General features: G+C 49.1%; 7 protein-coding genes and 2 tRNA genes. 3 read left to right on the plus strand and 6 right to left on the minus strand.

The genetic code is table 11. The features are described from left to right. Positions 1–47: 47 nt before the first annotated feature. Entirely contained in the window at positions 48–809 is a 762-nt protein-coding gene (locus tag B5D77_RS22045) for a peptidylprolyl isomerase (RefSeq protein WP_008198780.1), read from the minus strand. 411 nt (positions 810–1,220) lie between these two features. Between B5D77_RS22045 and B5D77_RS22050 the strand changes: the two genes are divergently transcribed. From B5D77_RS22050 to B5D77_RS22060, 3 genes are all read left to right on the plus strand, one after another. Beyond that, positions 1,221–1,305: transfer RNA gene (locus B5D77_RS22050), tRNA-Ser, on the plus strand. A 106-nt stretch (positions 1,306–1,411) separates the two neighbouring features. Further along, positions 1,412–1,927, plus strand: a complete 516-nt coding sequence (locus B5D77_RS22055; protein WP_106909656.1) for a GNAT family N-acetyltransferase — start codon at positions 1,412–1,414, stop codon at positions 1,925–1,927. A 40-nt stretch (positions 1,928–1,967) separates the two neighbouring features. After that, positions 1,968–2,041, plus strand: a tRNA-Pro gene (locus B5D77_RS22060). Positions 2,042–2,160: 119 nt separating this feature from the next. Here B5D77_RS22060 and B5D77_RS22065 read toward each other — a convergent pair. From B5D77_RS22065 to rpoD, 5 genes are all read right to left on the minus strand, one after another. After that, positions 2,161–6,168: a DNA-directed RNA polymerase subunit beta' gene (locus B5D77_RS22065; protein WP_106910045.1), complete on the minus strand. Its 4,008-nt coding sequence runs from the start codon at positions 6,166–6,168 to the stop codon at positions 2,161–2,163. 299 nt (positions 6,169–6,467) lie between these two features. Continuing rightward, complete coding sequence (gene rpoB / locus B5D77_RS22070) at positions 6,468–9,779, minus strand: DNA-directed RNA polymerase subunit beta (protein ID WP_106909657.1); 3,312 nt, start codon at positions 9,777–9,779, stop codon at positions 6,468–6,470. A 227-nt stretch (positions 9,780–10,006) separates the two neighbouring features. Next, complete coding sequence (locus B5D77_RS22075) at positions 10,007–10,786, minus strand: TatD family hydrolase (RefSeq protein ID WP_008198789.1); 780 nt, start codon at positions 10,784–10,786, stop codon at positions 10,007–10,009. 50 nt (positions 10,787–10,836) lie between these two features. Further along, positions 10,837–11,130 carry a 30S ribosomal protein S20 gene (gene rpsT, locus B5D77_RS22080; RefSeq protein WP_002737368.1) on the minus strand — a complete coding sequence of 98 codons (294 nt, stop codon included), beginning with the start codon at positions 11,128–11,130 and terminating at the stop codon, positions 10,837–10,839. Between the two features lie 697 nt (positions 11,131–11,827). Further along, on the minus strand, positions 11,828–13,078 hold the full coding sequence (gene rpoD / locus B5D77_RS22085; protein ID WP_008198793.1) for an RNA polymerase sigma factor RpoD: 1,251 nt from the start codon (positions 13,076–13,078) through the stop codon (positions 11,828–11,830). Positions 13,079–13,202: the final 124 nt, after the last annotated feature.

Below are 13,202 nucleotides of genomic sequence, written 5' to 3' on the forward strand. Positions count from 1 at the left end.
AAATAATTAAGCGAAAAGACTGGGTTTACCCAGCTTTGCAAGGGATGCTATATAACCGATACCTGCTCGCTATTGACTGGGGTTGATTCGGAGATAAATTTCACTGTTTGCATTTGAGTCATTAACCATTGTTGGAATAAATCATTGCGTAAGCGTTGACGGGTGGGAGTATCCAGTTCACAGGATAAATATTTTTCTAACCGGACAATCACGACCCATTCTCCCACTTGCGTCGGTGGCCACAGTTGCCCCGGTTTACTTGCTTTGAGAATTTGCCCGATCTGGGGATGGGGGACGCTCAGTTCCACCGGTCCGAGCAGTCCTCCGGTTTCCGCTTCTGATCCTTGGGAATATTTTTTGGCTAGTTCAGCGAAGCTATTTTCTCGATCCTGTATCCGGAAAAATAGTTCCTGGGCAATGCCGAGATTTTTTGTCCGAATCAGCGAATAAACCACCTTATCCAATTGATTTTTGACTTGCAAGAAGTAGGATTCTACTTTGTTATCCCAAGTCTCCTGTTTAAATTTTTCCAATTTAATGTCCCGAAGAATTAGATATTCTAGTTGTTCGGAATCCATCCCGTTTTGTCGTAACCAAGATTTCATTTGTTCATCGTTGGCAATTTGATTATTTTGATAGAAACGGGAATAGGCGGCGTTTCTTTCTTCAGGATTGCAGCTGCTATTGGCGATCGCTTGCTCGATAATTACTTCCCGGATTAACTGCGGTAACATACCATATTTGGTCAAAAGAGGCAAGACCTGTGAGTCGCTAATTTTTTGCTCGCCGATTTCAATAATTGAACTCATAATAAATACATTTTCCCCACAGAAAGGTTTAAAACTATAAACTCTAGAAGCTTCTAAATTTTATTGAGGTGATTATACGTCAAAACAGCGATTTCAAGACACCCCCCCATTTTAATTGTAGTTTTCCCCCATGAAAGCCGAAGATTACAGAAATTAAAGAAATAAGTCGGTTCTCTGGGTGGGGATGGTGAGGGGAAGTAGCTCTGGTCTGGCCGATCGTCCCCCCAAAATCCGGCTCGGAAACCCCTAATTACGCCTCTAATTAACTAGAATAGACTTCTTGAAGAAGTGGGGGAAGGGGGGAAGGGGAAATTTTAACCTTTAACCCTGCCCTTTTCCCTACATTTGCGGAAAAAATTTTTTTTGATTTATGCAAGAGATGTAATGATAGGATATAGGTCTGACTGCCTTGGAGAGGTGGCAGAGTGGTCGATTGCGCTCGACTTGAAATCGAGTAACCAGCAATGGTTCGTGGGTTCAAATCCCACCCTCTCCGTACTCAACCAATCAAATTGGCGCTCAGGTGTCCCGATTGTTGGTAGGGAGGGGAAAATAAAATATACTAGGCTAAAAGGATAATATTGAGGCGATAGCCCCCTGGCATGGTTTTTTGGAAAAGATTGTTTAATAGCTCGGAAGTCACTGCACCACCTGACTATTCGGGAGACTTGGTAGAGGTTGCCCAGAATGACCTCGGACAGACACGAGTGTTTTTTAGTACCGATCGAGAGCTAGACCTATATGAGTTAGAAGAACTTTGTGACTCGGTAGGTTGGGCCCGTCGTCCTTTACGCAAAGTTAAAAAGGCGATCGAATGTAGTTTTTTAGTGGTGTCGATGTGGGAAGTGCGAGGTAATCGTCGTCGTTTAGTGGGTTTTGCTCGTGCCACTTCCGATCACGCTTTTAATGCTACGGTCTGGGATGTGGTGGTTCATCCTAACTATCAAAGTAAAGGCTTTGGTAAAGCCTTAATGAAATTTATGATCAGGAAGTTGCGAGGTGAGGACATCAGTAATATAACTCTTTTCGCCGATCCGCAGGTGGTGGATTTCTATCGTCGTCTCGGTTTTGTTCTCGATCCCGAAGGTATTAAAGGGATGTTTTGGTATCCCGATTAAGAACGCCGCTCTTAGGCTATACTAAAAAAAGAGTTCACTTCGGGATGTAGCGCAGCTTGGTAGCGCGCCTGCTTTGGGAGCAGGATGCCGCAGGTTCAAATCCTGTCATCCCGACTTAAGAGAAAATTCGGAGAAGTAGGAGATTCTTGGGGAATCATCAGGGTTTTTCTCTAGAAAAATTGCCCTGGCCTCCCCATGTCTCCCACTGCTGCTTGTAATATCTCGACCGAGGATTATTCTTCTTCTTCGTAATCCTCCTCGAAATCGTCCTCCTCTCCTTCCTCATCAGCTGCTGACCAGCGATCGCTGATAGGTGGGCGACTAAAGCGACTGCTGCCGCGGGAGGAGAGGAAAGCCATTTCATCATCCTCTAAATCGACCACATCACCCTCAGCGTAGGCGCGAGCGGTTTGATCGTCAAGAATCATATCGCTATCGTCACTACTATCGCCGAAACCGGGACGGGGGGGGAGTCCGATCCCGCCGGGGGCAGCGTAATAGCTACGATTGTTGTAGTTATATTCCTCCTCTGGGGGGGGGTAATCGCCGATCCCCGCCGTGTTTTCGTGGGCATTGAAGCCAGTACCTGCCGGAATCAGACGACCGATAATCACGTTTTCCTTGAGACCGCGTAACCAGTCGGACTTGCCTTCGATCGCCGCTTCGGTGAGAACGCGGGTGGTTTCTTGGAAGGAGGCGGCACTGATAAAGCTATCGGTATTCAAGGAGGCCTTGGTGATTCCCAGTAGTACAGGCGTATATTTAGCCGCCGCCCCGCCGGTGATCGACATGGCTTCGTTGACCGTCTCCACCTGTCGCAGTTCCAACAATTCCCCGGGTAACATACTGGTATCGCCGCCGTCATCGATCCGCACCTTAGAGGTCATCTGACGCACGATCACTTCGATGTGTTTATCGGCAATATCGATTCCCTGGGATTGATAGACCGACTGTACCTGATCAACGAGGAACATCTGGGTTTTTTCTAAGGCCTTCAGGGCTGCTTCGTAACTGCCCAGGCTATCCACATAATAATTAAAGAACACCTCTAAAATCTCGTGGGGATTAGCCTGACCATCGGTTAACGCCTGACCCACATCGATACGCTGATTATCGCTCACCAGAGGATTTTGACTGCCTAAAAGCGGATATTCACTGATCGTGCCGTCATCTTCGACCACCTTAATATCGACAATCTCAGAATCTTGGTACTCCACTTGACAAACTCCCGGTTTGCGTGCTAGGACACAAGCCTCTTTCGGTTTGCGTGCTTCGAGCAGTTCTTCGATTCTGGGTAAACCTTGAATGATATCCCCAGTTTTCGAGCGCTCAAACACCAACAGCACCAAATTATCGCCCCGTTGGACTAAATCCCCCTCATCGATGTGCAGAATGGCCCCCGCCGATACTCGGTAGGGTCGGGCGCTACGCAGACGGATATCATAGCCAGTGGCGGTTTTGTCAACGGCCAACACTTGACCGGAATTGGGGGCTAAAACTCCGGCACCGATCTCGGTTTCGGCGATTACCAGATCCCCGGCCTTGACGGTGGCAGCAACAGAGATCGGGAGAATAAACTCGTCACTGGTACGCACGATTAAAAGACGGCGCACCGCTTCGCTCCCCTTGCGAATCCCGCGAATTTCTCCAGTTTCCTTACACTGGATCTCGGTGCGGGCTACCACTGCCCCCGGTGGAATTTCATCGCCATCTTGGACGAGAACGCGAGTCTGAATATTACCCCCTAAAGGATCACCATCGCTATCCCGACGCAGCACCAGAGATTCCAGAATAACTAACTGTAAACGCTGACAATCGCTGTCCTCAATCGGTTCTAGCTCGATATCAGCCGTCAGATGGGAGACCGATTCTGGTTCTTCGCTAGAAATTTCTAGGACTAATTGGGTGCTGATCAGTTGACAACCCTCGACGGATTTAACTCTTTCCCCGTCTTTAAAGAAGATGCGCTGCACCGATCGCAATTCGATATGCCGTCCCCCTTCTTGGTTAGCGGACCCTTGGGTCGGAGAAGTGGATTGGTCATCGACGGTGAACTCCTGTACTGGTCGCAGTAGTAGCCCCAAACCCTCGTTAGTTTCCACCCATTCCGCTTGCCGTAACTCTTCGATCGTGACTTCGGGAGTCAACTGTGTTCCAGGGTAAATTAACTGTTCTTGGGCAATTCCGGAGGATTCCGGTTCGAGATCCATAAATAACAGCCCCGGTTTGACAATAATCTCCCGGAGGATGTCATTTTTCTGGATCACTTCCACCACACCGCTAGAGTTACAGAAGATGTCTTTAACCACTTCTTCCCCTGCTTCCACATACTGCCCATCTTCCACCTGTAAGAGGGAGATATCTTTATTAACTTCGTGAGTTTCTTCGGGAATCCAGAGGATCGTGCCGCCTTTGGTGATTTCATAACCCTGTTTGCGGCTGCCTTTGGAGACTTCGATATCGACGTATTTAATCATGCCGCCGGTGTGGGTTTGATAGCGATCATCGATTAACTCGGCGACAATGGCATGATTCTGTACTTTTGTCCCCGGAGTGGTTTTCAGCAGGAAGCGTTGACCATCTCCGGTATGAATAATAAATTGTTCCCGACCGGCACTACTTTCTACCTTTACTTCGGCCTGATCCAAAGACACGGAAGCGGTGACGATATCGATTTCCCGGCTATTGGGGGCTAAACGCACCAAACCGCCGTTAGTGGATACCAACTTAGTTTCCGCCAGAACATCCCCCACTTGTACTTGATCGCCGTTACTGACCACGGGTTCGGCCCCTGGGGGCAAGTTATACACTTCTCCGGAGAGAATCCATAGTAATCCCCCCCGTTGGGCGATGCGGGTGGTGTTGCCTTGGCGATCAGTTTTTTCTTCTGGCACTAATTGGGAGAATAGCACCTCACCAGCTAAGTCACTGGTTACGTCTTTTGTGGCTTTTTCTGTCGATTTTTGGACTTTATCGGAGGTAATTTCCGCTAGTAACTGTTCCTCGCTTACTGTTGCCCCATCGGTGACGAATAGCAGTGAACCAGGAGTCAAAGAGTAGGTGACAGTTTCTTTAGTTTTATCCCTGGGTGTTAATTTAATTTCCCCTGGGGCCTCCACTTGATCCCGTTCATCTCCGTGGCGGGTTCGCACGTTACGGATACTTAACCCCGGCAGAAAACGCACAGTTCCCTCGAAGGGACTCCGCACTTGCCGGGCTACTTCTCCGGTAAATACGCCCCCGGTGTGGAAGGTCCGCATGGTTAACTGAGTCCCCGGTTCCCCGATCGATTGGGCGGCAATAATTCCCACTGCTTCCCCCATATCCACTGGATGACCGTGGGCGAGACTCCAACCGTAACAGGTTTGGCAAACCGAGCGGGCTGCTTCACAGGTTAAGGGGCTGCGGACCTTGATTTTATCGACCAGTTTGCCCAGTTTTTCCGCCGTTTCGTCATCGATAATCTGGTTACGGGTGGCGATCACTTCTCCCTTGACCACCACATCTTCGGCCAGGGAGCGCCCTAATAGGCGATCGCTTAAGGGAATTAACACGCGATCGCCATCGGTCATGGCGGTTAATTCGATGTAACGATTGGTGCCACAATCGGCCTCGCGGACGATGACATCTTGGGACACATCGACGAGACGACGAGTCAAATAACCGGAATCTGCCGTCCGTAGGGCTGTATCAACTAAACCTTTGCGCGCCCCGTAGGAGGAAATAACGTATTCGGTAACGGTCAATCCTTCCCGGAAGTTAGTCTTAATCGGGAGGTCGATAATTTCCCCCTGGGGATTAGCCATTAACCCCCGCATTCCCACTAACTGACGTACTTGGCTCATATTACCCCGCGCTCCGGAGAAAGCCATCATATAGACGGAGTTGAGGGGATCGGTAACTTGGAAGTTGCGAATTACTTCATCTTTAAGCGATTCAGATGTACTATTCCAAGTGTCAATTACTTTTTGGAAGCGTTCCACTTCGGTGATTTCCCCGCGCACATAACGCTGTTCGGTTTGCCGGATTTCCTGTTCGGCACTTTCGATCATCTGTCGTTTAGCCGGCGGTACGGTTAAATCATCCACACTAATGGAAACCCCTGCTTTGGTAGCGAAACGAAAACCGAGGTTTTTCAATTCATCGGCCATTTGTGAACAGCGCGCCGAACCGTAGTTTTGATAGGCCCAAGCGATCAGTTTTTTTAGTTTTCCTTTGTCAACAGTTTGGTTATAAAACATCTCGATCCGGGTAACAAGTAAACAGCTATTAGCTATCAGCATTCAGCATTCAGCTATCAGTTAGAAAAGGGAACAGAAAACAGGGAATAGGGAACGGGGAATAGGCAAATTTTTACTTTACTGTCCTTTTTTTTGCTTTTTCCTGGAAAATTCTCTCCTGTCTCCTGACTGGAAAGAGGGTGTAGGGTGTGGGGTGTGGGGTGTGGGGAAAGAAACCTCTTTCATCTCTGGGGGTGAAAATTTTTTCATCGGGACTGACTCCTGACTTCTCACTGATAACTGATAACTGATAACTGAAATTACACTTCCGATTCTTCTTCCTCAAGGTCTTCCGTGGTTAAGGATTCGTAGGTGGGGCGAGAGGGGGCGCGACGGCCGACATCGACCATCAGATCCACCTCCACATCGCGGGAAGTACCATCGGGGGCATTTTCCACCTTGTGAACGGCGATATCGAGGCCGAGGGATTGCAATTCTCGCATCAAAACCTTAAAGGATTCTGGCGTACCCGGGCGGGGAATCGGCTTACCTTTTACGATCGCATTTAAAGCCTCATTCCGTCCTTGCATATCATCGGATTTCACCGTTAGCAATTCCTGCAAAGTATAGGCCGCCCCGTAGGCCTCCAGGGCCCAGACTTCCATTTCTCCGAAGCGCTGTCCCCCCTGTTGAGCTTTACCGCCCAAGGGTTGCTGAGTAACCAAGGAGTAGGGACCGGTAGAACGGGCGTGAATCTTATCATCAACCAGGTGAACCAGTTTTAACATATAGGCCATACCGACGGTAACGGGACGGTCAAAGGGTTCGCCGGTGCGACCATCATAGACGGTAACTTTGCCGGCGTGTTCTTCCTTGAAAACCCAATCGCGATTAGGTTTTTTCGAGGCATTTTCGAGCAATCCGTGGACGGTTAAACGGCTGGCTTCCTCCCCGTACATTTCGTCAAAGGGAGTAATCTTAAAGCGCACGCCCAGATTTTCGCCGGCCCAACCCAGTAAACATTCAAACACCTGACCCACGTTCATGCGACTGGGAACCCCTAGGGGATTGAGAACGATATCGACGGGACGACCATCGGGGAGGTAGGGCATATCTTCTAGGGGCAGAATCCGAGAAATAATCCCTTTATTGCCGTGACGACCCGCCATTTTATCGCCCACTTGGATTTTGCGTTTTTGGGCAACGTAGACCCGCACCACCATATTGGCCCCGGGGGGTAATTCATCCCCCTGTTCGCGGGTAAATACCCGCACATCCACTACCCGGCCTTTTTCGCCGTTGGGGACGCGTAGGGAGTTATCCCGTACATCCCGGGCCTTTTCGCCGAAAATTGCCCGCAGTAGTTTTTCCTCAGGGGGTTGGTCTGATTCTCCTTTCGGGGTGACTTTGCCCACGAGGATATCGCTGGCTTCTACCCAAGCACCGATGCGAATAATGCCGCGTTCATCGAGGTTTCGCAGGGCATCTTCACCGACGTTGGGAATTTCCCTGGTGATTTCCTCAGGTCCAAGTTTAGTTTGACGGGCTTCGATTTCGTATTTTTCGATGTGGATACTGGTATAGACATCTTGAGCCACCAGTCTTTCACTGATTAAAATCGCGTCTTCGTAGTTATAGCCTTCCCAGGGCATATAGGCGACGAGGATATTCTGTCCGAGGGCGATTTCTCCTCCTTCGGTGGCGGAACCATCGGCGAGGATCTGCCCGGGGACAACCTGTTCCCCTTGATAGACTAAAGGACGCTGATTTAGGCAGGTATCTTGGTTAGAGCGTTGATATTTCTGAATTTCGTACTCGATCTCGCTCTTACCAAAAATCTCTTTGTCTTCATCCGCCACTTTGATGCGAATCCGGTTAGCATCGACGTAGGAAACGACCCCATTGGTACGGGAAACGATGACCATGCCGGAGTCGCGAGCGGCCTGTGCTTCCAATCCCGTTCCCACAAGGGGACGTTCGGGACGCAGCAGGGGAACCGCTTGTCGTTGCATATTAGAACCCATGAGGGCGCGGTTAGCGTCGTCGTGTTCGAGGAAGGGAATCAGGGAAGTGGCCACCGAGACAATTTGCACGGGGGAAACACAAACGTAGTCCACTTGTTCGGGGGAAGTGGTGGAGAATTCCTGCCGATAGCGCACGGGGATAGTTTCGCCGAGGATATAACCATTTTCATCGGTGGCTACGTCTCCCGGTGCGACTCTGAGATCGTCTTCTTCGTCGGCGGTGAGGTATTTAACGGGGAGATCATAGCGGACTCGGCCATTTTCCACCACATAACAGGGGGTTTCAATAAAACCGTAGTCGTTGACGCGAGCGTAGGTGGCCAGGGAACCGATTAAGCCGGCGTTGGGACCTTCGGGGGTTTCCACCGGACAGATGCGGCCGTGGTGGGAGGGGTGAATGTCGCGCACGGCAAAACCGGCCCGTTCCCGGGTCAGACCGCCGGGTCCAAGGGCGGAGATACGGCGTTTATGGGTCAATTCCGCTAGGGGGTTGGTTTGATCCATGAACTGGGAGAGTTGCGAGGAACCAAAGAATTCTTTAATGGCCGCTACTAGGGGTTTCGGGTTGACTAGGGAAGCGGGGGTGAGGTTTTGGGATTCGCTGACGGTCATCCGTTCCCGAATGATTCTTTCTAAGCGGTTTAAACCTACTCGCACTTGGTTTTGTAGCAGTTCACCCACGGAACGGACGCGACGGTTGCCGAGGTGGTCGATGTCGTCGGTGTTGCCGATGTCAAATTCGAGGTTAATTAGGTAGTCGATCGCCGCTAAGATGTCGGTGGTGGTGAGAACGCGCTGGTTATCGGGGACGTTGAGGCGTAGTTTTTTGTTGAGTTTATAACGACCAACGCGACCGAGATCGTAGCGTTTATTGTCAAAAAAGCGCGATTCGAGCAGTTGTTGTCCGCCGGTGACGGTGGGAGGTTCTCCGGGGCGTAGTTTGCGGTACAGGTCGAGGAGGGACTCTTCTTCGCTGGGATTGCCTTCTTTGTCGAGGGTTTTTTGGTAGAATTCGGGATGGCGTAGGGAGTCAAAGATTTCGTTATCGCTCAATCCGATCGCTTTCAAGAGAACTTGGGCGGATAATTTGCGAGTTTTGTCGATTCTGACCCAAACTAAGCCGTTTTTGTCGGTTTCAAATTTTAACCAAGCTCCTCGGTTGGGAATCAGGGAAGCGGAGTAGGTACGGCGACCGTTTTTGTCGATTTCGGCTTTGTAGTAAACACCGGGGGAACGGACGATCTGATTGACGATGACTCGTTCGGCCCCGTTAATGATAAAGGTTCCCCGTTCGGTCATCAGGGGTAAATCGCCGATAAAGACTTCCTGTTCGATGTTTTCTCCCGTTTCTTTGTTGATTAAACGGGTGGGAACGTACATCTGAACGGAATAGCTGCTATCGCGTCGTTTGGCCTCATCGACGCTGTATTTTGGTTCTTTGAGTCTGTAGTCCTGGCCGAGGAAATGTAGTTCTAATTTACCTGTATAGTCGCTGATGGGGGAAAAGCTATTCAGTTCCTCGATTAGTCCTTCTTCCAAAAACCACCGAAAACTGGAGTGTTGGATTTCGATGAGGTCAGGTAAGAGGTTAAAGGTCAGATTGTTCATAGGGTTACAAGGGCTGATGACACGATAGCGACGGTCGGATATCAGTGAGCAGTGAGGGGTTGGGTGTTGGGGGTTGGATGTTAGGGTTTTAGGGTTTTGGGGTTTTGGGGTTTTAGGGTTTTAGTTGAATCCCCCCATTTCCCCATTTCCCCCCGCAACGCGCACGAAGTGGTCTCCCCATTTCCCCATTTCCCCATTCCCTGCTCTGTGCTAATAAAATATGTTTTTTAACTGGGGAGTTGAAATAAGTTGCGGGCGTTGTGGGTGGTTTGTTCGGCTAGGGTTTCGACCGGATAGCCGCGCAGACGGGCGACGGTTTCGGCCACATGGAAGACGAAAGAGGGTTCACAGGGTTTACCTCGGTGGGGATTGGGGGAGAGAAAGGGGCAATCGGTTTCGATCAGTAGGCGATCGCTGGGGACAATTTGGGCGGCAGCTTGCACGGTTTTACTGTTTTTGAAGGTGACAATGCCGCTAAAGCTGATGTAAAAACCCAAATCTAAAAACCATTGAGTTTCTTCGGGGTTGCCAGTCCAGCAGTGCATCACGCCGCGAATTTGTCCCACTTGTTGCCTAAAAGCGCTGATTTCCTCCCGCATGACCGGGGCCGCATCTCGACAATGGATAATCACGGGTTTATCGAGACGATGGGCGATTTCTAATTGCGTCCAAAAGACCTGTTTTTGCTGCTCTTGATTATCCGCTTTATAGAAGTCTAAACCCATTTCCCCGATCGCCACGACGCGCCGATCAGATCGGGCTAGGGATTCGATCTGATCGGCACTATTATCTCGCCATTTTTGGGCATCTAGGGGATGTAAACCGACGGCGAAGGAAATTTCCTCAAATTGATCGGCAATGGCTTTAATCGCCGCAAACTCTTCTGGTTCGACACAGGAGTGAACCAGATGAACGACTCCCACACTTCGCCAACGTTCGGAGATAGCGGGCAAGTCGGCTTGCAAAACGTCAAAGTTCAAATGAACGTGCGTATCTATTAATTGCATCGACCCCCGATCGCTTGTTGCGTCTGTCCTGATTACAGCTTACTTGTTTCTTAGGAAGCTTGGCTAACTTTTTGCAAAGCCTTGGCTAAACCAGCTTTTTTTCTAGCGCCGTTGTTCCGGTGCAAGACGTTGCGCTTGACGGCTTTATCGATTTTACTGTAAGCTTCCGATAGAGCTTGTTGGGCGCTTTCTAAGCCTTCTGGGCTGGGGTTGGCTCCGTAGGCCGAGACAGCGACAAGACATTTTTTGATCAGGGTTCTTACGGCTGACTTGTACGCTTTGTTGCGTAGTCGATTTCTTTCGGAGATTTGGACTCGTTTGAGTGCAGACTTTGTATTAGCCACAGTCGTTTCTCGTTCTCAATACTGGTATGGTTAATCGGGACACAGACAAACCATGATAACAGATTTGTGTTATTTGTTGCAAGAGTTTTCCAGACAAGTTAGGTTCCCCAGAGATGGGTAAGGATTGAGGATTAAGAGGTTGAGGCGATTTTGCCCTAACTGTGCCGATAACTAAGGGCTAAACTTGTCCTGAGCGGCTAAACCGTAGGTAATGCCCATCCATATTACCTAGATTAAGTACCTAAGCAAAATTAATTACACATATCTAACTAACCACCTCTTGCCTCTTGCCTTTCTTCACTAGGAAATTTATTTTGCACGACTACTTAGCAGATTTCCGGCTCTTCTAGGTTCTGTGTGATAAGTTTAATTGACATAGGATCGATCGATCTTTGTGTCCTTTGTGTCTTTGTGGTTCGTTCCACCCCCTCGCTAGGATAAATGTATCTTAAAATACATTTTACCCACCAAAGCTGGGAGAGCCGATTTCCTTCCCCCCTGAACAGTTACTATTGATATTTTCAGGGAAAAAGTACCTAATTTTCAGGGGAAAATTAGGTAATTGACCTCCTAGAAATCGGTCAAACCCTACACCCCACAAGAAACTTTTTGTCGCAAACCCTAGATATTTCTGCAAAGACCACCAGAAAACTGAGCCTCAAGGAGACCCAGTTGCCAGTTTTTTGAGAGCGGGAAATTAACGAATGTACTCTTTGAGGATACTATTACGGTTAGGGTGACGCAGTTTCCGCAGAGCCTTGGCTTCTATTTGACGAATGCGCTCGCGAGTGACGTTGAAGATTTGGCCGATTTCTTCGAGGGTTTTCATCCGGCCGTCATCCAAACCGTAGCGCAGACGCAGCACATCGCGTTCACGAGGACTAAGGGTATCGAGGACATTTTCTAAATCCTCGCGTAATAAATTTTTAGAAACTTCATCTTCTGGGGTTTCCCCATCCGCTTCGATAAAGTCTCCTAAACGGGAATCTTCTTCTTTACCGATGGGAGTCTCTAGAGAAATAGGTAATTGGGCAGATTTGGCAATAAAACGCAGTTTTTCAATGGTCATCTCCATCTTGGTGGCGATTTCTTCCTCGGTGGGTTTGCGACGCATTTCCTGAGAAAGAATCTTGGTGGTTTTTTTGATCCGGGAGATGGTTTCGTAGAGGTGGACGGGGAGACGAATGGTGCGGGATTGATCTGCGATCGCCCGGGTGATGGCTTGACGAATCCACCAAGTGGCATAGGTGGAGAATTTATAACCCTTTTCGTGGTCGAATTTTTCGGCGGCGCGGATCAAACCGAGCGAACCTTCTTGAATTAAATCTTGGAAGGAAAGACCGCGATTCATGTATTTCTTGGCGATCGAAACCACTAAACGCAGGTTCGATTGTACCATTTTTTCCTTAGCGCGACGACCATGGTACAATCGACGCTTAAAGGCCGATAAGTATTCCTTTGATTTGGCCAGCCATTCTTCCACCAGGGGAGCCGTTAGCTCCGTCTTACCTAAATAAGCCTTAATATCCGATAATTTCGGTTCTTTTTCCGATTTTTCAACGATAATTTTTTCGATGCGCTCGAACAGGAAAACCTGTTTTCCCCATTCAGCATCGGTATAGAGGCGAAAATCTTCGCGAATGCGCTCTAATTTCAGTAGATCGGCGATTTTTCTCGCTAATTCGATCTCCTCCTCCGCTCTCAATAACCGAATCCTGCCGATCTCTTGCAGATAAATCCGAATCGAATCTTCCGTATAGGGTTTTTTTCTGGCCGCGTCGCGACGACGAGCGCTGGCAAGGCGGCGGTTTTTTTTGCCATCGTTGCTATCGCTGGTTTCTTCTAGCTCTAACTCGATATCCTCATCATCGAAGTCTTCGTCTAGGTCAATCAAATCTAAATCCAATTGCGGCTCGGTAAGGGTTAGTACATCGTGGGCCTGCGTCATGCCGTTTTCCTCTTGCTCCTTCTGTGCAAAACTAGAAGATCGAATCTCAATCTAGGTGATACTGAACGAATTTGTGTCTCAAATCCGAGACGGGGAAAGACTTTTCCGATTGTAGCTTTAATTA

Source organism: Microcystis sp. MC19 (assembly GCF_003019735.1).
Classification (GTDB): Bacteria; Cyanobacteriota; Cyanobacteriia; order Cyanobacteriales; family Microcystaceae; genus Microcystis.